General features: G+C 38.5%; 21 protein-coding genes and 2 pseudogenes. 21 read left to right on the top strand and 2 right to left on the bottom strand.

What is annotated here, in order from left to right; genetic code table 11:
* Positions 1-98 precede the first annotated feature (98 nt).
* From Q1B07_RS09915 to Q1B07_RS09850, 14 genes and pseudogenes are all read left to right on the top strand, one after another.
* Entirely contained in the window at positions 99-1253 is a 1155-nt protein-coding gene (locus Q1B07_RS09915) for a glycoside hydrolase family 76 protein (protein ID WP_299088776.1), read from the top strand.
* A 410-nt stretch (positions 1254-1663) separates the two neighbouring features.
* Positions 1664-2646 (top strand): annotated as a pseudogene (locus tag Q1B07_RS09910) (ABC transporter permease subunit).
* Between the two features lie 18 nt (positions 2647-2664).
* Positions 2665-3573, top strand: a complete 909-nt coding sequence (locus Q1B07_RS09905) for a carbohydrate ABC transporter permease (protein WP_299088775.1) — start codon at positions 2665-2667, stop codon at positions 3571-3573.
* A gap of 157 nt (positions 3574-3730) precedes the next feature.
* Positions 3731-4603: an extracellular solute-binding protein gene (locus Q1B07_RS09900; protein ID WP_299088835.1), complete on the top strand. Its 873-nt coding sequence runs from the start codon at positions 3731-3733 to the stop codon at positions 4601-4603.
* Positions 4604-4683: 80 nt separating this feature from the next.
* A complete protein-coding gene (locus Q1B07_RS09895; RefSeq protein WP_299088774.1) occupies positions 4684-5304 on the top strand; it encodes a hypothetical protein in 621 nt (206 codons plus the stop codon).
* Between the two features lie 39 nt (positions 5305-5343).
* A complete protein-coding gene (locus Q1B07_RS09890; protein ID WP_299088772.1) occupies positions 5344-6333 on the top strand; it encodes a Gfo/Idh/MocA family oxidoreductase in 990 nt (329 codons plus the stop codon).
* A gap of 16 nt (positions 6334-6349) precedes the next feature.
* Positions 6350-6550 carry a hypothetical protein gene (locus Q1B07_RS09885; protein WP_299088771.1) on the top strand — a complete coding sequence of 67 codons (201 nt, stop codon included), beginning with the start codon at positions 6350-6352 and terminating at the stop codon, positions 6548-6550.
* A 12-nt stretch (positions 6551-6562) separates the two neighbouring features.
* Positions 6563-7219: pseudogene (locus tag Q1B07_RS09880) on the top strand (sugar phosphate isomerase/epimerase); the annotation flags it as partial.
* A gap of 103 nt (positions 7220-7322) precedes the next feature.
* Positions 7323-8372, top strand: coding sequence for an oxidoreductase (locus tag Q1B07_RS09875; protein ID WP_299088770.1), 1050 nt, complete (start codon positions 7323-7325; stop codon positions 8370-8372).
* Positions 8373-8416: 44 nt separating this feature from the next.
* Complete coding sequence (locus Q1B07_RS09870) at positions 8417-9247, top strand: sugar phosphate isomerase/epimerase (protein ID WP_299088769.1); 831 nt, start codon at positions 8417-8419, stop codon at positions 9245-9247.
* A 25-nt stretch (positions 9248-9272) separates the two neighbouring features.
* Entirely contained in the window at positions 9273-11141 is a 1869-nt protein-coding gene (locus Q1B07_RS09865) for a beta-L-arabinofuranosidase domain-containing protein (protein ID WP_299088768.1), read from the top strand.
* 387 nt (positions 11142-11528) lie between these two features.
* Complete coding sequence (locus tag Q1B07_RS09860) at positions 11529-14024, top strand: DEAD/DEAH box helicase (RefSeq protein ID WP_299088767.1); 2496 nt, start codon at positions 11529-11531, stop codon at positions 14022-14024.
* A 178-nt stretch (positions 14025-14202) separates the two neighbouring features.
* Entirely contained in the window at positions 14203-15819 is a 1617-nt protein-coding gene (locus tag Q1B07_RS09855) for an FMN-binding glutamate synthase family protein (RefSeq protein ID WP_299088766.1), read from the top strand.
* 114 nt (positions 15820-15933) lie between these two features.
* A complete protein-coding gene (locus Q1B07_RS09850; protein ID WP_299088765.1) occupies positions 15934-17625 on the top strand; it encodes a methyl-accepting chemotaxis protein in 1692 nt (563 codons plus the stop codon).
* Positions 17626-17696: 71 nt separating this feature from the next.
* Here Q1B07_RS09850 and Q1B07_RS09845 read toward each other — a convergent pair whose 3' ends face one another.
* Positions 17697-17819 carry a biofilm-forming protein gene (locus Q1B07_RS09845; RefSeq protein WP_299088764.1) on the bottom strand — a complete coding sequence of 41 codons (123 nt, stop codon included), beginning with the start codon at positions 17817-17819 and terminating at the stop codon, positions 17697-17699.
* Between the two features lie 170 nt (positions 17820-17989).
* Between Q1B07_RS09845 and Q1B07_RS09840 the strand changes: the two genes are divergently transcribed.
* The 4 genes from Q1B07_RS09840 (at position 17990) to Q1B07_RS09825 (ending at position 20009) form a co-directional block, all read left to right on the top strand.
* On the top strand, positions 17990-18193 hold the full coding sequence (locus tag Q1B07_RS09840; RefSeq protein WP_299088763.1) for a hypothetical protein: 204 nt from the start codon (positions 17990-17992) through the stop codon (positions 18191-18193).
* Positions 18194-18205: 12 nt separating this feature from the next.
* Positions 18206-18499 carry a spore coat protein gene (locus Q1B07_RS09835; protein WP_299088761.1) on the top strand — a complete coding sequence of 98 codons (294 nt, stop codon included), beginning with the start codon at positions 18206-18208 and terminating at the stop codon, positions 18497-18499.
* Positions 18500-18654: 155 nt separating this feature from the next.
* The gene (locus tag Q1B07_RS09830) at positions 18655-19356 is read left to right on the top strand and encodes a 2-phosphosulfolactate phosphatase (protein WP_299088759.1); all 702 of its coding nucleotides are present in this window, start codon (positions 18655-18657) and stop codon (positions 19354-19356) included.
* Positions 19357-19871: 515 nt separating this feature from the next.
* Complete coding sequence (locus tag Q1B07_RS09825) at positions 19872-20009, top strand: hypothetical protein (RefSeq protein WP_299088758.1); 138 nt, start codon at positions 19872-19874, stop codon at positions 20007-20009.
* 200 nt (positions 20010-20209) lie between these two features.
* Here the strand turns inward: Q1B07_RS09825 and Q1B07_RS09820 are convergent, their stop codons facing one another.
* A complete protein-coding gene (locus Q1B07_RS09820) occupies positions 20210-20302 on the bottom strand; it encodes a putative holin-like toxin (RefSeq protein ID WP_299088757.1) in 93 nt (30 codons plus the stop codon).
* A gap of 351 nt (positions 20303-20653) precedes the next feature.
* On the opposite strand from Q1B07_RS09820, the gene Q1B07_RS09815 reads away from it, so the two are divergent.
* The 3 genes from Q1B07_RS09815 (at position 20654) to Q1B07_RS09805 (ending at position 25540) form a co-directional block, all read left to right on the top strand.
* Positions 20654-21643: a LacI family DNA-binding transcriptional regulator gene (locus Q1B07_RS09815; protein ID WP_299088755.1), complete on the top strand. Its 990-nt coding sequence runs from the start codon at positions 20654-20656 to the stop codon at positions 21641-21643.
* Positions 21644-21665: 22 nt separating this feature from the next.
* Entirely contained in the window at positions 21666-23798 is a 2133-nt protein-coding gene (locus Q1B07_RS09810; protein WP_299088753.1) for a Sip1-related alpha-galactosidase, read from the top strand.
* 401 nt (positions 23799-24199) lie between these two features.
* Positions 24200-25540, top strand: a complete 1341-nt coding sequence (locus tag Q1B07_RS09805; RefSeq protein WP_299088752.1) for an ABC transporter substrate-binding protein — start codon at positions 24200-24202, stop codon at positions 25538-25540.
* Positions 25541-25545 lie beyond the last annotated feature (5 nt).

The following is a 25545-nucleotide window of genomic DNA, read 5'->3' as shown; positions in this document are numbered from 1 at the left end:
TAAATTGAGAGAATTCAATACCTTTAAACTTACATGATGCTATATATAACCATCTTTTGTCCAGAAGCAAGTTTATATTACTTTGAGGAGGAGATGAAATGCCTAAACCGTTATTTATATTGACCGTCTTATCACTCTTGTTAGTTTCCATTGCATTTCCTGGTCTAAACGCTGAAGCTGCACCACTCAAACAGAAAAATTTGGAGCGTGCCATCGATTCTTATCAGGCTCTGCAAAAATACTTCTATCTGCCGGACTCTAAGCTTTACCTTGAGGAATATCCGCATAACGGCGGTAATCCATATTCTTATGTATGGCCATTCTCGCGTGCCATGGCAACGACAATTGATATGTCACAACTTGACAAGGTAGGAGATACTTACAAGGATGATGTACAGGATCGCTTGCAAGGGGTTGAATTGTACTGGAACAATGAAACAGACCCGCCAGGCTATGATTCCTACGTCCGTCCTCCTCTTGGCAACGGTGGAGATAAGTTTTATGATGACAATCATTGGCTTGCGCTCAACTTTATCAAAATATATGATACAACAGGTGATGAAGCCGCATTAAACCGAGCGAAACAACTTTTCGATCTGGCTGTTTACGGCTGGGATAACGATCCTTCTCACCCTTGTGCAGGCGGTGTATTCTGGACTCAGGCACCATGGAGTAATGACCGAAATACTATTTCGAATGCCCCGGCAGCTGAAATAGGTCTGTTGTTATATGACATCACAGGAGAGCAGTATTATTTAGATTGGTCTAAGAAAATGTATGATTGGGTAAACAGCTGCATGCTTGCACCGAATGGACTGTACTGGGATCATATTGATCTTGAAGGTAATATTAACAAAAGACAATGGACCTATAATCAAGGTGTTATGATAGGAGCCAGTGTTTTATTTTATAAGGCTACAGGCGACCTTACGTATTTGAAACGTGCCGAAGATATCGCGGATAAGGCGCTCGAATATTATGGCGGCTCCCGTCTATTTTCAGATCCGCCATATTTTAACGCCATATTCTTTAAGAATCTGCAACTGTTAGAGTCTGTAAACAATAATCAGACCTATCGTAAATTTATGCAAGCATATGCTGATGAAATGTGGAAAACCGTTCGTGATCCAGAAACCGGTTTATTCAAATTAGACCCGAACAGATCAGTCTCACTTTTAGAACAGTCAGCAATGGTGGAGATTTACGCTAATCTTGCTACTAAAGAATCAATCTTGAACATTGATAAGAAGTGATTTGCGACAAACAAATTGATGATATAACTTTTATAAGCCAAATAATAGAGGGTATGCGAGATTCGTATACCCTTTTTGGTATGCCATGAGGTATTAAAAAATGATTTGTTGACCGAATAATAAAAATATCTCAGCAAATATTATAGTTCTAATATTTCCTCGAAACCATATCTTATATTAATTAAATAATTTTATATAAACTTATATTGATACACATATTAATATTAGTTATTATATCAATTATAATGAAAACGCTATCATTTTTTTTAAATGATAGATTAAGAGGAGGGGAAATGAAACCATTTTCTATGAGTTATCGTCTTCAATGATTCTATTAATGAGAAAGTAATATTTGGGATGTAACGTTTTATTGAGATATTGGAGGGGAGGGGTTTTTGATGGCTTCTGAATTGAATCAAGCCACATCTAATAAGATTCCACATTTATCAACGAAAAGGAAGAAAGAATTAAAAATAGAAAATCGAAAGAAAACATTAAAAGACATCGCTAGAAGTTGGGAATTATATGTATTTCTATTACCAGCATTTCTATATTTTTTAATCTTTCATTATGTTCCTTTATACGGTGTTCTTATTGCTTTTAAAGACTTTAATCCCGCTTTGGGAGTTTGGGACAGTCCTTGGGTTGGATTTATGTGGTTTGAAGATTTTTTTAGCTCTTACTATTTTTGGGATTTGATAAAGAATACGATTGGTATCAGTCTTTATTCGCTTGTTATAGGGTTTCCAATGCCGATCATTTTAGCATTGGCTTTTAACGAAGTAAAGGATGGGATGTATAAACGGGGATTACAAACGATTACATATGCACCTCATTTTATTTCACTCGTTGTTATGGTCGGTATGATCATTGCATTTCTTTCACCTCAAACTGGCCTGATTAATCATATTCTAGGTTTATTTGGAGTTGAACCGATCGATTTTATGCAGGATCCAGGATGGTTTAAAACCGTTTTTGTATTATCTGGCGTATGGCAAGGGATGGGATGGGATGGGGAGCCATTATCTATATCGCTGCATTGTCTGGTGTTGATCCCCAGCTGCATGAATCTGCCAAAGTTGACGGTGCTTCAAGATTGCAACGGATTTGGCATATTAACATTCCGGCACTGCTTCCAACCATTATTATTTTGTTTATCTTAGATATGGGTAGTTTGTTGTCGGTTGGGTTTCAAAAGATTTTACTCATGCAAAATGATTTAAATATGGAGTCTTCAGATGTTATTGCAACCTTTGTCTATCGAACAGGTATTTTAGATGCCCAATATAGCTATTCTACTGCAGTTGGTTTGTTTGATGCTGTCATAAATGCAACGATTCTCGTCATCGTTAATCAGATTGCTAGAAAACGGAGTGAGACAAGTCTTTGGTAGGCAGAAAGGAGAGGTAAAATGTCCGCGATTAGAGAAAGTCGATCAGATCTAATTTTTAAGTTTTTTGTTCATTGCTTTCTATTTGTCATCTTGGTGATGATTTTATATCCGCTGATCTATATTGTAAGCGCTTCGATAAGTGATCCAACTTTGGTCAACCAAGGAAAAATGTGGCTATTGCCTAAGGGCATCACCTTTGTAGGGTATGAATTGCTTTTTCAATATGATGAGATCTGGATCGGTTATCGAAATACAATTTTTTATACGTTATTAGGTGTATCAATAAACTTATTTGTCACTTTACCGGCAGCTTATGCTTTATCTCGAAAAAAATTAGTCGGCCGGAATTTTTTTATGATGATGTTTGTGTTTACGATGTTTTTCAGCGGCGGCCTGATTCCATCTTATTTACTCGTTAAAAATTTAGGAATGATTAATACCGTTTGGGCACTCGTCATTCCTAATGCAGCCTCCATTTGGAATATCATTTTATGTCGAACATTTTTTCAAGTAACCATTCCGAAAGAATTAGAAGATGCAGCAAGTATCGATGGTTGCACAAATACAAAACTGTTTTTTAAAATCGTTCTCCCATTGTCAATGCCTATTGTCGCGGTAATGGCTCTGTTTTACGGTGTGGGGCATTGGAATGAATACTTTAGTGCTTTAATTTACCTGAATGATGAGGCGAAGTATCCATTGCAAATGGTATTAAGAAAAATTCTTGTCCTCCAAGAAATATCCACAGAGACAATGGACCCTGCTATGGCTATAGCTAATGCAGAGGTTATGAATCAGAAAGCAGACCTCTCAGCGGTCTTAAAATATGCAGTCATTATTGTTTCAACTTTGCCGATGCTTATCGCGTACCCGTTCCTGCAAAGATATTTTGTTAAAGGTGTCATGATCGGTTCGATTAAGGGTTAAGTTGGCACCCCATGATGAGGTCTGTTACACACTATGAAGGGAGGGGATATCCATAAGGGTTGTATTTAGGCAAGTAGTACCCAGGAAGTTAGTAAAGTCTTTTTCAAGACGTTAGAAGGGAGTTTTTTACATAAGAAAAAAGATACCTGTTTTCTTGATGACAACAGTGTTAATGTCAAGCGTGTTGTTTGGCTGTAAATCCAATGAGGCTAGCAATGAAACTTCAAAAAATGAACCTAAAGCAGCCATTAACGAGAGCGGTTTTCCAATCGTTGATGAAAAAATCACTTTAACAATGGTCGGTCCTCACGTTGGAAAAGGGGAATGGAAAGATAGAGAGTATTTTAAGGAAATGGAGAAACTTACAAATATTAACTTCAAGTTCGAAACACCTCCACGAGATGATTTCCTAACGAAGAAGCAATTATTATTAGCCAGCGGAGATCTGCCTGATATCTTCTACGCATCTGATATCAATCACCAGGAACAAATTAAATATGGCGGCAACGGAATTTTAATTCCTCTTGAAGATTTGATTGACAAGTACGCTCCAAATATTAAAAAGATGCTGGAAGAAAGCCCAGAAGTAAAAAAAGCGATTACAGCACCTGATGGTCATATATATGCTTTGCCTTCAGTTGATGATCAACCTTCCTATTGGCATATGTGGTACAACGGTGAATGGTTGAAAAATCTTGGTGTAACAGAATTACCAAAAACAACTGACGAATTTTACAATCTGCTTAAACGCTTTAAAACTGAAGATCCCAACAAAAATGGAAAAGCTGATGAACTTCCTTTAAGCAATCATAACGGTGTAGGTGAATTTGATTCCTATTTGCTTGCAGCCTTTGGTCTAACAGGCAGCGGGATATCACTAAAAGATGGTGAAGTTGTATATAGTCCTGTTCGGGAAGAGTATAAAGCTTATTTAGAATACATGAATAAACTTTGGGAAGAAGACTTATTTGATCATGAATCATTTTCTCAAACAAATCCACAAAAAAGGCGAAAGGACACGAAAATTTAATCGGGGTCTTTGCTGATGCTCATCCGGCGTTTGTTTTAGGAGGATCCACCGATCGAACTGACAACCCGGTATTTCACCCATTGACTAGTGAATTCATCGATCAGCCAATTGTACCGGAATCTACTGGAATTGGCCATGGTACATTCGCAATTACAAAGGAAAATGAACATCCAGAAGCTACGATCAGATGGGTGGATTACTCCTATTCAATAGAAGGGGCGGATCTTCTTCATAATGGGGTAGAAGGTACCTATTGGGAGTGGAAAGATGCAAATACGAAGCAGGAAAGGTTAATAAAAGATGCTCCTTCAGGCTTTGACAGCCCTGAGGATTTTCGATCATCCATTTCTCCAGACTGGGGAATTGGCGTACCGATTCGAAGATTTGCACAAGATCAGTTAGGCTGGAAATGGGGTAATGACAAATTTGGCGAATGGGTGCGTGAGGAAGATAAGAAAAAATTGATTCCTTATGAGACACCGGTTTATCCAAGCGTTTATTTTAAAGATGATGAATTAAAAACGATCACCCGTATTGAACGGGATTTAAATACGTACGTCACACAAATGAGAGCAAAATTCATTACTGGTGAATCCTCATTGTCTGAATGGGATAAATATGTCAAAACCATCGAAGACATGGATTTAGACAAGCTAATTGATATCTACAAGCAGGCATATGAACGTCATCAGAAAAATTGATTAATAAACGACAAATTTTATAGAGGAGTGGAATCGGATATGAGCAAAATTCGCGTAGGATTTATTGGTACTGGCGGGATTGCCCACCTTCATGCTGGGCAGTTATTGGAATTAGAAGAGGTGGAAATAAAGGCGATTACAGATGTAAATGTTCAAGCTAGGGAACGATTTGTTACGAAATTTGGGCTGCAAGATATCCAGCAATTTTCCGAATACCGCGACATGCTTGAAGATGCTACTCTCGATGCTGTCGTCATCTGCTCTCCACATACTTTGCATTTTCAACAAGCAACAGATGTCTTGAACGAAGGACTTCATGTCTTAATTGAAAAGCCGATGACGTGTTCATCAACAGAGGCAAAGCAACTAATCGAAACTGCCGAACAATCGGGCAAAGTGATGCAAGTATCGTATCAGCGTCATTTCCAACCTGAATTCATTTATATTCGTGATGTGATCGCAAAAGGGGAAATCGGGAAGCTCACTTCGATTACTGCTTCATTATACCAACAATGGTGGAGAGGTCAGGGACAGAATATTTCATGGCGGCAAGTACCGAATTTATCAGGAGGCGGGTTTCTGATGGACTCAGGCAGCCATATCATTGATGTCCTGCTTTGGACAACAGGTTTAACACCGATAGAAGTTTATTCGCAGTTATCGAACCAAGGTGCACCGGTCGAAATCGATACGTTTACCTCTATTCGTTTCGAAGAAGGGGTTGTGGCAGGTCTAAACCTAATTGGACGCGCACCTACCTGGCATGAAACCTATGTATTTTGCGGTGAAAATGGCGGCATTTTTTATGATAATGGCAAGATCACACTGCATCGTTCAGGTCATGAGCCGATTGTTCCTGAATTACCAGAACAAACAACCAATCAAGACAAAAGCTTTATCGATGCCATTCTGGGACGGCACGAAGTAAAGGTTCCAGGAGAGTTCGCATTAAAAGTTGTCAAGTTTTCGGAAATGGTTTATGAAGCAGCAGGCTATAACCCGTACACAACAATGAAAGCGAATCATTAGAGGAGGAACTAAAGCCATGAAATGTCAAATTGGGATGCGCATTCCACCTAAGATTGGGGCAGAAGGAATCGAAAGTGCTGCTGCATGGGCTGCACAGGTTGGATTGGATACCCTTGATGTTCCGCGTTTAACACCAGAAACAAAAGAAGCATGTCAAAAAGCTGGTATAGGCATCGGTTCTGTCGATGCAAGGAATGGGGCCAGTCTATTAAGTTAGGATGAAAACAGACGTATAAATGCGGTAGAAGATCTGAAAAAGCAGATGACAGACATTGCACAATTAGGAGGGCGCGTGTTATTCATGTGTCTGGTTCCTGAGGATCATACAATGCCACGCAAGGAAGGATTTGCGATCTGGAAAGAAACGTTTCCGGAAATTATCAGGCATGCAGAACAGATGGGGATCTACATCGCTATTGAAGGCTGGCCGGGACCAGCGCCCCATTATCCAACATTAGGTTGTACTCCTGAAATGTTGAGAGCCATGTTTGAAACGGTACCATCAAAACATTTCGGGATGACCTATGACCCCTCTCATCTTGTCCGTTTAGGAATTGATTATGTAAGAGTATTAACTGAATTCGGTGAAAGAATTAATCACTGTCACGGAAAGGACACCGAAATTTTGCAAGATGAGCTTTATGAATGTGGTGTAATTCACGCTACGTTTGGTGAAAAGTATAGTTTTTCAGAAGGCTCATGGCGCTATACCATTCCTGGACGCGGCGAGGTAGACTGGGGGAAAGTGGCTGTTCGATTAGACCTTCTCGGTTATCAGGGGGCAATTAGTATCGAATTAGAAGATCATAGTTATTGGGGCTCGATCGAAGCGGAACGAAAAGGGATTGAAAAAGCGTTTCACCATTTAAGACAGTACTTTAAATAATAAAAACCTATTTTTATAGAATCCATGATGCCGATCCATCGATTTTCTGCCTTTGCTGGAAGATTGGGGGATCGGCAAAAAGTATATGAGAAAGGAAAATGATATGAACGAAACCGTCCGAGTAGGTATTATTGGCTTTGGTTTTGCAGCTCGCACCTTTCACGCTCCAGTTATATCATCGATCCCTCAATTGAACATACAGAAAATCGTTAGTCGGAGTGGAAAGAGTGATAAGGAACGCTATCCATCTGTGGAATACGTTCAGCATGTTGAAAACTTATATCAAGATGAAGAAATCGATCTTATTGTTGTTACAACTCCAAGCACTGACCATGTCACGTTTGTACGGGACGCATTGTTAGCAGGAAAGCACGTGGTCGTTGAAAAGCCTTTTACGACAACCACAGCTGAAGCGGATATGCTAATTTCTTTAGCGAAAAAAAGGAATAGGGTGCTTAGTGTATTTCATAACCGCAGATGGGATGGAGATTTTCTGACCATCCAAAACATTGTGAAGGAAAACTTGCTGGGGAGAATGACTGAAGTTGAATTTCGCTGGGACAGATTCAGCCCAATAGCAGGTACAAATTGGAGAGACAGCACGTCCATCGGTGCTGGCCAGCTTTATGATTTAGGTGTCCATTTTCTTGATCAAGCCCTATGTCTTTTTGGCAAGCCGAAAACGATTCAGGCAAATCTTCGTACGTTGCGGCCAAATACCCAAGCAGACGATTATTTCGATGTAAAGTTAGGTTATCAAAATGGATTACATGTAAGATTGATTTCTTCATTGGTTGCACGAGAACAAGGTCCTCGCTATAAACTTCATGGAACAAGTGGATCTTTTGTTAAATACGGAATCGATCCCCAGGAGGAAGCATTAAAACAAGGATTGACTCCTCATTCACCGGCTTGGGGAAGAGAATCAAAAGAGTGGTGGGGAACATTGAACACAGACATTAACAATCTACATGTTATTGGGCGTGTTGAAACCATTCCAGGTTCTTACCAATCATACTACCAAAATATTTACGAACATATTATGGGACGTGAGGAACTTGTCGTTAAGCCGGAACAAGCTCGATTAGCGATCTTGTTGATTGAGATGGCGAAACAGAGTCACTTAGAAAAAAGAACATTGGAAGTGAACTAACCGGAAAAGAAAATATTTCATTTCTTAATAAGGAGGGAAAATTTTTGTTCCATTTTAAGCTGGCCTTGAACACATCTACGTTGATTCCTTTTAAATTAGATGTAAAAGAACAAGTAAATATTGCTGCTGAAGCAGGTTATGATGGGATTGAACTTTGGGTCAAAGATATTGAAGAATATCTCGATAATGGCGGATCCATTAAAGAACTCAGAGGCTTGATAGAAGATAGCGGTATTTCAGTTGTTAACGCCATTACTTTTTTTAAGTGGACAGATGTTAATGAAGAAATTCGTAAAAAAGGTCTGGACCAAGCAGAACGAGAAATCACGTTGTTAAAGAAATTAGGCTGCAAGGCAGTTGCCGCTCCCCCCAGCGGTCACGTTGAAGGGGTTTCATTAGAGACTATTGCACTTCATTTTGGTCAATTAGCGAATCTTGCACGCAGAATAGGTGTTGAGCCATATCTAGAATTCTGGGGAAAATCAAAAAGGCTCTCCAAATTGAGTGAAGCACTCTTCATAGCTATGGAAAGCGGAGTACCAGACGTTAAAGTTTTACTAGACCCTTTTCATATGTATACGGGTGGAAGCAAGATAGAGAATTTGGATTATTTACGTGCAAATAATATCGGGATCGTCCATGTCAACGATTATCCCTCTACTCCAAAGAGAGAACATATCAGTGACCGTGATCGCGTATTTCCAGGAGATGGCATCGCACCAAACAAAAAACTGGCATCACTTTTAAATCAAATAGGCTACAATGGCTTTTTATCCTTGGAATTATTTTGTGAAAACTTCGATCATCAATCTCCATTAGAGGTTGCATCCAAAGGTATAGAAAAGATTAAACAAGCTTACATTTTAGAAGATTGATTGAAATGTAATGGAGGTATGACGAATGGTTGTAGATACTATATCTGAATTAATATTAAAACCATTAACGACAAATGAAATTAAACCAAAAGGATGGCTTTTGCGTCAAATACAAATACAAGCAGAAGGTCTAAGCGGGAACCTTGATAAATTTTGGCCGGATATTAAAGAAAGTAAGTGGATTGGCGGTGATAAAGAAGGATGGGAACGTGTACCTTACTGGTTAGATGGTTTTATCCCATTAGCGTATCTATTAAATGATGACGATATGAAAAAACGAGCTAAAAAGTATATAGATGCGATCATTCATGGGCAAGAGGATGATGGCTGGATATGCCCATGCTCTAAAGTAGAGAGAGAACGATATGACATGTGGGCATTATTTCTCCTATTAAAAGTGTTAGTCGTCTATTATGAGTGCAGTAAGGATGGAAGGATAGAAGAGGTTATCTATAAGGCTACGAAAAATTTGGATCGGCATATTGATAGGTTCACAATCTTCAATTGGGCGTCCACAAGATGGTTTGAAATGCTCATCCCAATCTATTGGTTATACGAAAGAAGAAACGAAGACTGGTTACTAAACCTGGCCATAAAGATGAAAGCTCAAGGTTTTGATTATCAAGCTCTATATGAAAATTGGCCTTATGAAAAACCACAAGCATTTGGCCACTGGAGTCAAATGAATCATGTCGTAAACCAAGCGATGGCAATAAAATCTTTAGCTCTATTTAGCAGAATCAGCAAGCAAGAGGAAGATAAGACATTTGCAGAATTGATGATAGAAAAATTATTTGAATATCACGGCACAGCAACAGGCATTTTTACTGGAGATGAGTGTCTTTCAGGCAACAGTCCAATCCAAGGAACTGAATTATGCTCTGTAGCTGAGTTTATGTATTCATTAGAGCATCTTATTCAAATAACAGGTGAAACGAAATGGGCAGACAAGCTGGAATATATCGCTTATAACGCTCTGCCTGCAACGATCAGTCCTGATATGTGGACACATCAATATGATCAACTCGTCAATCAGGTTGAATGCAGTAGAATCGAAGAAGGCTCCCAACCGTTCAACACAAATAATGGTGAAGCTCATTTATATGGACTCGAGCCCCATTACGGATGTTGCACCTCAAATTTTAATCAAGCATGGCCAAAATTTGCGTTATCTGCATTTATGACGACAGACAAAGGGATTGCCTGTGTTACACTAGCACCTTCAACAGTGGAAACGGCTATTAACGATGTTGATGTAAAAATAAGCTTATCTACTGACTATCCATTTCATAATAAATTGATTTTCTGTGTGAACGTAAGTGAGCCAGTTGAGTTTGCATTTGATATAAGGATTCCGGGCTTTAGTTCAAGTGCAACAGTAAATGGTGCAGATACGAAAAGTGGAGAATTTTATACGATTTCAAAGACTTGGAATAATGAAGAAACCATTGAAGTCGTCCTGCAGTTTGAAACAGAATTTATCGAAAGACCGGAAAATATGGTTGCAGTTAGAAGAGGTCCGCTATTATATAGCATTGCTATTGAGGAAGAATGGAAGATGGTTAATTATGGAAATAAAGAAAAGTTGCGGGTATTCCCTCACTGTGATTATGAACTCTTCCCTAAATCACAGTGGAATTATGGGTATGCTGACAAAAAGATAGAATACACATTTAATGGTGTAAGCGATATTCCATTTAGTACAAAAGAAGCCCCAATAAAGGCGAAAGCAAAAGTAGTTGAAATAGATTGGCCTAAAACAAATGGCGTTGTAACAAAAGTGCCAGTAGATAGAAAACCCATTAGCCAATTAATAAAAGAGGTAACACTGTTGCCATATGGTTGTACAAACTTAAGAATGACAGAAGTTCCTTATATTGATTTAGAAAAATAGGAAGATCGGGAACTCAGCTATGGATCCATACTTTCAAAAAATGGTAAAAGCTTCCCGCTAACAAGATTAAATAAAATTACGCTTAAAGTGAAAAATGATCAACAAAAGTCTCAGATACCTTTTATGGCATTGAGGCTTTTCTTTTATTTTTAAGTTATTACCTGTTTTTTGCTTCCTTTTTATAATATCCACAGTCGTTTGTCTCCCCATCGATACGATTAAAATGTTTATTCTGTATAAAAATACCTTCTAACTATATTTTTTAAAAGAATCTCCTTGCAAATAACGATATAATATATAAATAAAATAAAGATTTCGATAATGTATGCTGTATGACATTCCATATATCGTAAAAAATAAGATATAAAGCCTAATAAGGAGTTTTTTATGGACGATTTTCTATCAAAACACTACCAAAAAGCTGTCGAGCGTACACAGGAGATGGCATTTAACGATCTATATAAATATCTTGAAACAAAAGAAAGCCTGCCCACCTATGAACAATACGTAAGAGAAAGAGGCCAATATCTTGATCAAATCTGGTTAAATGCCTGGCTTAATTCTGCGACAAGCCATGCCTCTTATTCTGAAAAGAAAGCATATCTTGCTGAAAATGGCTATGACCTTGAGGGGTTAAGCAAAAAACAAATCAATCAAATGTTTCGTAATGAAATAAGAGAGATAAAACCATTTGATCTATTTGGCTGGCTAGACGACACCTTTTTAAATCAAGTGGACAAGTGGGAGCAACAATATATTCAGGCTAGGGAAGCCTTCCAAAGTCGAATGAAGCTTCAGCTGCAACGGGAGGAAAGGAGAAAATATCTTCATAAGCTTGAATATTATATTGATAAACTGCTTAATGAGCATTATGAAGATCTCTATCTCTATGTTCGTTATTTACTTGGCTCTCATCTGGCCATCGAAATTGAACAAAGAGGGAGTATACTTTCCTCTGAGGACATCCTTTTTTCTAATTATATAGAGCATGAACTTGAGCAAGCCTCTAATAGAAATCGATATTCAAATGATCTAACGGAAAAATATGAACGTCTAATTTCAGGCTATTTGTTTGACTTTGGAACCAATTGGCTAAAAGACCATCTTCCCGTCCACCTTTTTGAGGAATATAGGAACATCTACCATGAAGCTTTTCCTGATTCCCTTATAAAAGAATCAGCCTTTCAACCATTTGTAGAGCTCGGGCAAGAATTTTTTGAAGATTTGTTAGAGGAGTACATATCAGATCTGACAAGATTACTTGACATTCCCTTTGACCTTGTCACACATCAAAAGCAATATGAGAAAGATCTTTCTGAAAGAGAACGAAAAGCTGTTCAGGAGCTAGAGGCAATCAGACGGCGGAAAGAAGAAGAGGCAAGGATGATTGAGGATATTTTCGGAAGAGAATACAATCCTCCTGCTGGCCGTAATATTCAATATGTTCTACATGTTGGAGAAACTAACACCGGGAAAACCTTTCAGGCGATTAAACGAATGAAGGAAGCGAGCAGCGGAATTTATTTAGCACCGCTTCGCCTTTTAGCACTCGAGATTTATGATACATTAAATGAAGAAGGGGTTCCTTGCTCTTTGAAAACGGGTGAGGAGGAGAAGCTGGTGATGGATGCCAATCATCTTGCATGTACGGTTGAAATCTTTCATGAAAAAGATTTTTATGAAGTGGTTGTTATCGATGAAGCGCAAATGATTGCGGATAAAGATCGCGGCTTTTCTTGGTATAAAGCCATCACAAAAGCAAATGCAAAAGAGATCCATATAATTTGCAGCTTTAACGCTAAACCAATGATCCTGCAGCTTCTCGGTGAATCCAATGTTGAGGTTTATGAATATGTTCGCGATATTCCCCTTGAAGTGGAATCACAGGTTTTCAAGATTGGCCAAGCCCGTAAAGGAGACGCACTTGTTTGCTTTTCCAGAAAACGTGTACTTGAAACAGCTTCCGAGTTGCAAAGAAAAGGGCGCAAGGTGAGTATGATCTATGGCAGCATGCCCCCGGAAACGAGAAAAAAGCAGATGCAGCGGTTCATCAAAGGGGAAACTAACATCATCGTCGCGACTGATGCAATTGGAATGGGATTAAACTTACCGATTAGACGGATTGTTTTTCTAGAAAATGATAAATTCGACGGTACACGAAGAAGATGGCTTACTTCTCAGGAAGTTAAGCAAATCGCCGGCCGGGCAGGGCGCAGAGGTATTTACGATATCGGGAAAGTGGCTTTTACAAGCAATGTAAAAACAATGGTCCGTCTTCTTGAAGAAGAGGATGAACCGCTTCATGGCTTTGCCATTGCACCAACTTCAGCTGTACTTGAGAGATTCCAAAAATACTCACGTAAGCTTGGCCTGTTCTTTTCCTTATGGGATCAATTTCATAGTCCAAAAGGGACAAAAAAAGCATCATTATACGATGAAAAGCTTTTATACGAGATGATTGAGGATTCAATGATTGAGGCCAAGCTCTCTGTACCTGATTTATATAGTTTTTTGCATTTACCTTTTTCGGCAAATGAGCCATCCTTGAGAGTTCAGTGGAAGCAAAAGCTGCAAGCAATTGTAGATGGGGAAGAATTACCAGAGCCGGTGGTGAAGGAATCTGGACTTGAAGAGCTTGAATTATCCTATAAATCAGTTGGTCTCCATCTCTTATTTTTATATAAGCTCGGAAAAAATACAGAAGCTCACTATTGGGAAAGAATTCGAATCGACATTAGTGATAAGATCAATGACCAACTAAAAAAGGGTGTACAACTAAAAAAAATATGTAAGCATTGCGGAAAAAATCTTTCTCAGCATTTTAAATTCCAGGTATGTGATGAGTGTCATTACATACGAAGGGAAAGAAAAAATCACTTCTAAACAATGATACATTTGAAATACAGGACCGATGATGATTCGGACCTGCATTTTTTTATGGATTTAATAAACATCATCTCTATTATGAATGGATATTTATTCCCTAGTTGCGAATCCTAACTACTAGCCTGCTAAAAATGCAAGAGGGCATTAAATACATTGCTGAAAGGGAGGAAGTATATTGAATATAGCGAACGTCTTAACAATTATTGGTTTTATTTTTTGTACGGTGATCCTGCTTGTCCTCATAATCATTTCCATTTATTTGTATATCAAAGACAGAACGCAGAAGCAGCATCCGATTCTTCGTAATTATCCTGTGATAGGACGTGTAAGATATTTCTTAGAAACGATTGGCCCTGAGCTGCGTCAATATTTATTCAACAATGATCTAGAGGGCAAGCCTTTTTCTAGAAATGAATACCAGCATATTGTAAGAAAAGCAAAATATAAACGTGATGTGTTAGGGTTTGGTTCACAAAGAGATTTTGAAGAGGCAGGATTTTATATTCGAAACTCGATGTTTCCAAAATTGAATGAAGAGATCAAAATGGATCGAAAAACAAAACAAACAACAGAACGCTATTTACTAGTAAAAGAACCTTTATTTACACAGAAAAAGGAGTACCTAGAGAAAGAAGAATCACTTGTATATTTGCTCGATGAAGAGGATGCCATTGTGATTGGGCAAAATTGCAGAAGCCCGTTTATCGTTAAAGGCCAGATTGGCATGTCGGCCATGAGTTACGGTTCTTTAGGTGATCGCGCCATTACAGCACTTTCAGAAGGGTTGGCCATCGCAAAAGGCACCTGGATGAATACAGGTGAAGGCGGCATTTCTGATTACCATTTAAAGGGCGGCGTTGACCTGATCATGCAAATTGGTCCGGGGCTATTTGGTGTTAGGGATAAAGAAGGGAATTTTAGCTGGGAGGCTTTAACGGAAAAAAGTCAAATTCCTCAAGTGAAGGCATTTGAAATCAAGTTAGCTCAAGGCGCAAAAACACGAGGAGGGCATATTGATGCGGAAAAGGTAACCGAGGAAATTGCCAGAATACGAATGGTCGAACCATTTAAATCAATTGATAGTCCAAATCGTTTCCGGGAATTTAGCGACTTTCCATCACTCTTTCATTTTATCGAGCGGATCCGTGAGCATACTGGCAAACCTGTCGGAATGAAGGTAGTTATCGGAAGCAAGGAAGAAGCAGATAAATTAGCGAGAAGTATAAAAGAAACAGGAAAAGGTCCGGATTTTATTACAGTAGACGGCGGAGAAGGTGGAACGGGTGCTTCCTACCAAGAACTGGCTGATAGTGTCGGCTTGCCGATCAAATCTGCCTTACCATTAATGGATCATGCCCTAAAAAAATATGGAGTACGTGATAAAGTAAAAATTATTGCATCGGGTAAGCTGTTTTCCCCAGATCGAGTTGCCATTGCACTTGCGATGGGGGCAGACCTAGTTAATATAGCGCGAGGCTTTATGATAACGGTCGGCTGCATTCAGGCACAAAAATGTGAATCCAATGCATGTCCCGTCGGAGTGGCAACAACAGACCCTGAATTACAAAAAGCACTTGTCATTGATGAAAAGAAATATCGGACAGCAAATTATTTAATCTCTATGCGCAAAGGTCTCTTTCGTGTTGCAGCAGCAGCAGGGTTAGACTCCCCAGTACATTTTAAACCAGAACATGTTGTCTATAAAGATGAAAAAGGCAGGGTTTATTCATTGGAGGAGATTTATGAATCGATCGTTGAAACAGAAAAACGATTACAGCTTACAAAAAGTTAATTTTATAACCACCTTTTTGGTGGTTTTTTCATTTATAAGCTGTTATGCCCTTAAAACGAAATCTCTTCCTGCCGATAATAATTACAGCAAGTAAAACATAGGGAGGCAATTGTTTTGAAAATAAAAGGAAAGCTTATTCTTTTGGTTTCGCTCTTAATAGCCGGGTTGCTTATTACGGGCGTTCTCGCATCCTTTGAACTTAAAAAAACCGAAGAAGCAAATCACGAGATTCAAGAAAAGCAAGAAATCCAGTTGATTTTAAAGTCATTGCAATATCGATTCACAGGGATTTCTAATGATGAAAGAGCATTTCTCCTTACCGGGGATATGGAGCTAGTTGCCGGGATTGAGGAAAAAACAAAGGAAATAAAAACCCATTTTGATGAACTTGAGGGAAATCCAAATCTTAATGGTTCAGAAATAAAAGCAATCAATCAGATGAAAGAAAACCTCTCAGTCTATGGTGAAGCGAATAAAGAAATGGTTGAAACATATTTAAACGGAGATCACGAAAAAGCCAAAACCATTCATATGGAGGAACAAAGAGGGATCCGCAAAGAGCTTGTAGATCCTAGCATTAATAAATTTATTGATGATCTGACAAACAAAATCGAGAGCGAAAAAACGCTTTTAAATGAAAAACAACAAATGGCAATAATCATTTTATATTCCGTTATCATCTTATCTATCATGAGTGGCATTATTTTCTCTTTAGTTATTGTAAGATCGATTATTAAACCTTTAAAAATCGTACATATTCGCCTAAGAGAAATTGCCGAAGGAGAAGGAGACCTTACGCAAAACATCAAATTAACATCCAGTGATGAATTAGGGGATATAGCCCGTTCATATAACCAAATGATTGGCAAGCTTAGAGAGTTAATTAAACAAGTAGGGGAACATGCTGGGCAAGTAGCTGCCGCCTCAGTGCAATTAACTGCCAGTGTACAAGAATCCACCGGTGCCAGTGAGCAAATTTCAGCAACCGTTCAACAGGTTGCAGTAGGAATAGACAAGCAAAACCAAAGTGTAAAAGAAACAGCTATGACAATAAACGATTTATCAACTTCTGTAGGGATCATTGCAGCTAATTCACAAGTTGTTAATACTACAGCTTTACAGGCATCTGAAAAGGCACTTGAAGGCAACAAAGCGGTTGAAACAGTTGTGAGACAAATGAATGAGATCAATGATTCTGTTACGTCTCTTTCACAAGAGGTAAAACTCCTTGGAGAGCGCTCAACCCATATAAACAAAATCGTTGAAGTCATAACTGGCATCGCCGAACAAACAAACCTATTAGCATTAAATGCAGCAATTGAAGCGGCAAGAGCAGGAGAACACGGCCGCGGATTTGCGGTAGTAGCAGATGAAGTACGCAAACTTGCTGAGCAATCCGCCTCATCTGCTGAACAAATCTCAACAGTAATATCATCCATTTTGAAGGATACAAATCAGACCGTTCAATCAATGGATGATACGACAAATAAAGTTGCTGCCGGTATTAGCCTTGTTCATCATGCAGGAAGCTCCTTTGATCAAATCCAACAAGGAGTTGTTGAAGTCTCTTCACAAATTCAAGAGGTAACCTCTGCCGTTCAGGAAATGTATATAGGCACAGAACAAATTGTTCAAGCAATAAAGGTGATTGACGAGACGTCAAATTTGACAGCCACAAGCACAGATAGTATGTCAGGAGCAGTCGAAAAGCAGCTTGCATCGATGGAAGAAATCACCGCATCTTCTGCTGCCTTATCAAAAATGGCGGAAGAACTTCAGGAGTTAATTGGGAAATTTAAAGTGTAAACTTTTTTCTTAGAGACCCACTCAGGTAATTGGTGGGTCTTTTCCTATCTACTAAACCGATTGGCACCAGCTTATTTGTTTCTTTTTGTACCCGTATTGTGTTTTTTAGGATCATCTGCCTTAAAAGCCGACTCTGTTTCATGATCATTTTTTAATTGTTCAAGGCTTGAATTTTGAATTCCTTTTTTCGCCATCATTTCACCACTTTCTAAAGAGAATATAGGATAGAATAGATTCTTCCTTTTTTATTCTGACTCTCGAACCGAGGATTCATTCAAGAAGGATGAATTTTAAACCGGATAAAAAAATAAGGTGCGATTCATACTATCATTGTACTAATAGAAATTTTTTGGCGGTGATGAAAATGACAAGACTTACAACGAAAGAGCTTGCATTTATTGAGGATGAAATTAGAGCTGAGGAAATTGCTGCAAAAACAATCAATTGGTGTGCTTCATTATGTAAAGATGAAGAGCTTCGAAATACGCTAGAACAGATCGCAGAAAATCACCAATTAAAAATAGCAGAGCTTGCGCAATATTTTAACAAGTCAGGAATGATCCAATAAGGAGGTCGGAACATGCCTAACAATATGGCAGGACGAGGATTAACGGAACGTGAAATGCTTCAGTTATGTCTCGAAATAGAAAAAGGAAGATGCCGAAGCATAGCAGGGACGATGTTGGAAACAACTCATAACGAATTACGCGATGTTTATCAGCATTGTTTTGAAAATGCAACCCAAAGCCAATATAAGCTTTTTGAGATCATGAATCAAAAAGGCTGGTACAAAACAGAGCTTGCATCGATTGAACAGATTGGTAAAGTTCAAGAATTAATGCAAAATAACTTACACCCTGATGATCAATTTTAATCAGATCCTTACGATCTAGCCCTTTCTTCATTTACTGATAAAAGGGCTATTTTTTTTGATAAGGAAAACTCCTTAACACGTAAAAACAACAATCCTAGCAAAAATCATGTTAAAGCTGAATATACTTTATTATCATGTAAAAACGAGGGAATATAATGCAAATTACCATTTATCAAGGAAACGATCACCATTTGAGACCATCTGATGTCAACATTGTGATTGATGTGATCCGGGCATTTACAGTTGCCCACTACGCATTTCTTCAAGGTGTAAAAGAAATTTTGCTTGTTGGATCCGTCCAATCTGCTTTAAAAATAAAGGAACACTTTCCAGAAGTCCTTTTAGCAGGTGAGGTGAAAGGCTTACCAATTGCCGGTTTTGATCTAGATAATTCTCCATTTACTATTGCTCATCATTATGGTTTAAAGGGGAAAGTACTAGTACAGAAAACAACAAATGGTGTGAAGGCTGCTCTCAACGCCTTAAACGGAAAAGAAATTTATGTTACCGGGTTTTCCAATGCAAAAACGACGGCGCACTATATAAAAAAGAAATGGACAAATGCAGGGAATCAAACCGAAGTCAATATTGTTGCTTCACATCCGCTCGGTGAGGATGATTTGGCCTGTGCTGAATATATAAAAAACATAATGGAGGAAAGGGATGCTTGTCTCACAAAGGAAGAAGTCATAAACAGGATTCAAAACTCATGTGTGACAGATAAATTTTATGATCCAAAGCAAAAGGAGTTTAATCCAGTAGATATTGAGTACTGCACAAAGGAACTGGATAGTCCGTTTATTATGAGGATTAATAAATCGCGGGAAATACCGACGATCGAAAGGGTGGATATTTAAGATTCGACCCTTTTTTTAATATCAGAATTTATATATTTTCTTAACATAGCTTGCGTTTCTGAATCTAGCTTCAGGCGCCATAGGCGAAGCACAGGACGTGCAAGTGCAGTCAAGAGATAAGGACGTCGCGTTTTTGACTGCCTCTAGGGTCTAGTCAAACAGGAATTGAAGGTAAAGAACACCTTCAATTCCTGTTCGCCTTATGCTTGTCGCCGAATGCTTAGCGCCTTGCGCTTTTTTCAACAAAATTCTAAGCACCTATAATGTTGCCTGTTAAGATGGAGATAAAATACTGTCGAAACTTGTTTTCAATTAATCTTTGAAAATGTAAGCGTTTTCTATTATAATAAAAGTGGGTTGGATGGCATGTGTGGCTGTCAAAGTATTTGGCGTAGGTGGGGCCGATACAATCGTTAGCTGAACAGGAACTGGACTTTAAGGTTTATTAAAACATAACTTTACGATGATATAAGAAGGTCGCCTGAGAATGGAAATATAGTGAAGGAGGTATGATCATGGCGAAAGAATGTAAATTAACATTATCTGATTTTGTAAATAAGGATCGATTTGAACTAAACTCTTACCTTACGTATTTGTTCAATGAATATTATGATAATCAGCTGCAAGCGAAAGAAAAATATGTGAAGCAATAAAACGCAACTCTGGAAAGTTCGTAAGACGAGAATATATGAATGCATAAATTTATTGAAGAGATAACCATTAATAAGTAAGGAAAGGTCAGTCCCACTAACACCAATATGTAGGATTACTAAATGTCCCTATATATTGTGTGTTCTAAGCGGTTCTGACCTTTGGTTTTGTTTAACAAAAAAATAACACGCAGTTCGCGTGTTCAAGAATCCTTATCATTATCTTTCGTTTCCAGAATGGCGACTACAAACATCCCAAAGCTAATCATGAGAGACAAAACTTCAAATGTACTCATTTATCCATCGCCTCCTTATATTCAGCCTTCCCCGATCTATGCTTATCCTATACAAACTTTTTGCAAAGGATTTAGGCGAAATGGAGGGCAAATAAACCGAAGCTGACAGAAAAAAGTAGTTATTACTAAGGTCATAATGTCTAAATGAAAACTTATTAAAATAGAACAAAAATTCTAATTTTCCCATCAATCAATTTCCATAACCATCTTGACAGCTTTTCGTAAGTAGACTAAGCTAAAATCATAACGTGATAGGAACGTTCCCACTTATTCGATCAAAGGGAAGAATGACTGTTTTTATAAAAACTAAAAATGGGAGCGTTCCCAAATTCAGTTTAGGAGGGAGCTGGATTGAACCCAACAATCCACGACGTGGCTAGGCTTGCCAACACATCAAAAAGCACAGTTTCCAGATTTTTAAATGGTCAACCAGTCAAAAAAGAAACAGAACAGGCACTTAAGAAAGCCATAAAAGAATTAAATTATCATCGCAATGTCAATGCAAGGCGTTTAGTTATGAACAAAACGCAAACGATTGGAATTGTTGTTGATGACATTTCAAATTATTTCTATACCCCTGTTTTTAAAGGGATTGAGCGAATCGCAAAAGAAAAAGGATTTCATTGTGTCTTTTATAGTTTAACCTCTAATATTTCCGAAGAGATCTCCTCATTAGAATTTTTATACGAGGGACAAGTTGACGGTCTTATTTTTGTCAGCTTCCTAAAAAGAAAAGATGAAGACCTGCAAAAGATGGCAGAATCAGGCTATCCAATTGTGTTAGTTGGTCATGCCGGATCACTGGAAGTAATAGATTCAGTCGATGTAGATAATGTATATGGCATTACTGAAATGGTCAAATACCTTCACCGTTTAGGGCATCGGCAAATTGCTTACATTTCAGGTCCTGATCATCTATCAGCAACGAAAGACCGGCTCGATGGTTATGAACAAACGATGGCAGAGTTTAAACTCGATGTCATGGTTACCCATTCGGATTGGTCCAATCAAGGCGGCTATTTAGCGATGAATCAATTGTTTGAAATGGGAGACTTTACAGCCATTATCTCATCAAATGATGAGACAGCAATTGGTGCGCTCAAAGCAATTCAAGAACGCGGCTATCAAGTGCCAATTGATTTTTCGTTAACAGGCTTCGATGATATCGCTATTTCAAGTTGGACATACCCTTCTCTTACAACACTAAGGCAGCCTTTTGAGGCCATGGGAATAAAAGCGGCAGAGATTTTATTTAACAAAATCGAAAAGAAACAACTTTCAAGCAAACGCCATTTATTAAAGCCAAAGTTAATCTTACGAGATTCATGTAGAAAAATATGATTAATGAAAAGGAGGGCCATTAATGAAACTAGCAAACAATACAAATCTCATAAGCTTGCAAATAAAAGACAAAAAAGTCTTACAGGATATTCAGCTATCCGTTACGCTTGATAACCTTACAAACATTGAATTAAGGCTCATCAATACGATGACAAGGCCAACATCAAAAGGAGGGGAGGAATACACGGAAACGATCCATACCTTTACTGACAATAAACAGCTTGTTTCAGTAGAATTACGCCTTCATCTCTATCAAAACCTGTTATTAGCATTCATTGATGCTGAGATTAAAAACGAACGGATGCAAAGCAGGCACACTTGTTTTGCCCCTGAAGCTGCCATTACACTTCATGTGGGAAGTATAGGTCAAGCCTCAGGGCTAATGGCTAACTACCAGCACAAAGATTGGTGGACACGCCCGCATTTTTCGCATGATCTAAAGTCCTTGCCTGAACGAACGCAGTCATTATTATGGAAGAATGAAAAGAGCTATATTTATCTCTTACCTGTCGTCGAAAAGATTTTTCGCACAGACCTGTCAGGCAGTACACAAGGAATGGATATAAAGCTTTCTTCCTATACAGGAGGATTTGACCATTGTCAAACATTAGCCTTTGCAATTGGAATTGGAGAACAGCCGTTTAAACTATCCACTAAAACAATCGGAAGTACATTAGAAGTACTAGAATACCCTACCTTACCGCGCCAGAAAAAGCGTTATCCGCACGTATTGGACTATTTAGGCTGGTGCAGCTGGGATGCCTTTTATCATGAAGTAAGCGAAGACGGAATCCTAGCAAAAATGGATGAACTAAAGGAAAAGCAGCTGCCCGTAAAATGGGTGATGATCGATGATGGCTGGCTGGATGTTGAAGATCATCGTCTGCAATCATTTGAAGCAAATCGCCAGAAATTCCCTAACGGACTTCCCTCCATTTCAAAAAAATTAAAGCAGCAATACGGGGTATCATGGGTTGGAGTATGGCATACGATTGCCGGCTATTGGGGAGGAATCCACAAAAAGTTAGCCAGAAGTCTAAATGACTGTGTCTATCCAACAAACAGCCAAAAATATATCCCTCATCCAGAGCTTGATAAAGGATTAAAGTTTTGGAATCAATTCCATTCAAGCTTAAAAAAACAAGGAATTGATTTTGTGAAAGTTGATAGTCAGAGTGCTGTTAAGAACTTTATGATGCACCAAAAATCAGTTGGTGAAGCAGCACATGGCATCCATGCAGGCTTAGAAGCATCTGTAGGGCTTCATTTCGATCATTGTATGATTAACTGCATGGGGATGGCTTCAGAAAATATCTTTCATCGGCCAATATCAGCGATTTCCCGCAATAGTGATGACTTTGTTCCAGGTGAAGAAATTAGCTTTAAAGAGCACGCTCTGCAAAATGCTTATAACTCCTATTACCATGGCGAGTTTTATTGGGGCGATTGGGACATGTTTTGGACAATTCATGAAGAAGGTGTGCAAAATGCGATTTTAAGGGCGGTAAGCGGAGGTCCCGTTTATTTTAGTGATCAAGTAGGGCTAACTGATTCAGAAAAAATTTGGCCGCTTATTTTTAATGACGGGAAAATTTTGCGCGCAGATCAGCCAGGACTGCCAACAGAAGACTGCTTATTTCTAAACCCGAATGAAGAACAAGTACCGTTAAAAGTATGGAATACTGTTCAGAACACTGGTGTTATCGGTGTGTTTAACATTCACTTAAATGGAGAGCAGGTACATGGTGCTTTAAGTTCAGCTGACATTCCGCATTTAACAGGAGATCACTTTGCTGTATTTGATTTTCTAAAGCAAACAGCCACGATTTTAACAAAGGATGAAGCCATGCCATTAACGTTAGAAAAGGACACAGCAGAATTATACCTTATTATGCCGTTTGATGGATTTACTCCAGTCGGGCTTATAAACAAATATTTATCACCAGCGGCTATATTAAAATCCTACAAAGGAGAAAAGTCGGTCATAATCGATTTGGCAGAAGGCGGTATTTTTGGATTCGTATCTGACAAAAAGCCGATTGCTGCATTTGTGAACAAAAAGGAAGCACGAATTCATGCAGTTGATGAACGATTTTATAAGATTGATTGCAGTGAAGAAGATACAGATGTGCAAATTGAGATTTTTATTGACTAGCATATGTACGAGAACCAGGATAAGGGACATAGTCATCGTTATGAAAATAAGGATTTTTGTTGATTTTAGAGTATATTTAATAGGTTCATATTTATCTTGATCAAATCATCAACCTAACTAGCAGTAGAAAACAACATAGAAATTTATCGTATTTTATCAGATAAAAAGATTCAAAATATTATTGACATTGTAAGCGTATACAACGATAATAAAGACAAGTCAACAAAACCTCACATAATCAGTAAACAAATAACACAAAACATGCTGCTGTTAAGTGAAATCAAATCCTGCAACACCGCAAAAATCCAAGTAATTGCCGATCCTGATACTTAATTAGACCTTTACCGATATTGTGGGTTTTTGAATGATGTAAATTCTTACTTTAACAAGGGGGAAAATGTATGATTAGTTACAGAAAATCTTTAACCTTGCTCATGATTTTTATAATGAGTTTGGGAACGTTCCTATCAGGATGTTCAGGAAACAAAGAGACCTCAAAAGAAGAAACGAACGAATCTGGCAGCAAAGGGAAGATTGAACTTGATTTTTGGACCTTCTGGGGCTCTGAAACACGCAGACCAATTATTGAAAAAATCATTGAAGATTTTAATAACTCACAGGATAAAATCCACGTTAAACATACATATCTGCCTTGGGGAGATATCTGGACAAAAGAATTAGCAGCGGTTGCAGCGGGGAATCCTCCAGATGTCATCATCAATGATATTAACACGGTAAGACAACGTGCAGAAAAAAAGCAAAATGAAAGCTTAGGTACATTCTTTGAACAAGATCCAAGCATAAAAGATCAATACTATCCGGAGCTATGGAATGCTGTTACACATGATGGCGTACCATATGCCTTGCCTTTCAATACAGATACTAGATTACTATTTTGGAACAAAGACCTGTTTAAAGAAGTAGGGTTAGATCCTGAACAACCTCCTAAAACGTGGGAAGAAGTAAAAGAGTTTGCAAAAAAAATTGATCAAAAAACCGGAAAACGTTATACGCGAATCGGGTTTTTACCAAGACATAAAATCGGACCGGATATTTGGATGCTTAATGCAACAGGTCACGGCTACTGGGACTATGAAGCTGGAAAACCGGTCGTGAATGATGAAAAAGCGGTTGATGCTTTGCAGTGGGTGTATGATTTCGAACAAATATATGGAGAGGACGTCATTAACGGATTTAAAGCTGAATTTGGTGAAAACCAAGCAGATCCATTTATTTCAGGAAAAATCGGCATGGTCGTAACAACGCCAACAGATGCCTATACTAAAATTCGCGACTTTGGCAATGGGATGAATTTCGGTGTTGCACCAATGCCAGAAATGGAACCTGGAAATGGCCACACAGTATGGGGCGGTGGCTTTGTTGCCGAAGTACCATATGGAGCCAAAAATCCTGAAGCTTCTTGGGAATTTATTAAATACTTGACAGGACCTGAAGCACAGGAATATTGGGCTGTTAAAAACTTTGATAATGTTGCAAACATTCAAGCATCCGAAAATGCCGCAAAAAGCTCTGAGCTTAAAGAAGACGGTAAGAGAGTTTACCGGGCTGCCATTGACAATATGGAACATACGATTTTAACCCCAACACCGCTCGAGGCTCCAGATTATCTTAATCTAATTAATCCTGAGCTGGATAAAGCATTATTAGGTGAAAAAACACCAAAAGAAGCTTTAGAGGATGCCCAGAAAGCAGTGGAGCAGTTAGTTGGAAGCACAAAATAATTGAA

Source organism: uncultured Metabacillus sp., from assembly GCF_947503125.1.
GTDB lineage: Bacteria > Bacillota > Bacilli > Bacillales > Bacillaceae > Metabacillus.
This window is presented reverse-complemented; position numbering and strand designations above follow the sequence as displayed.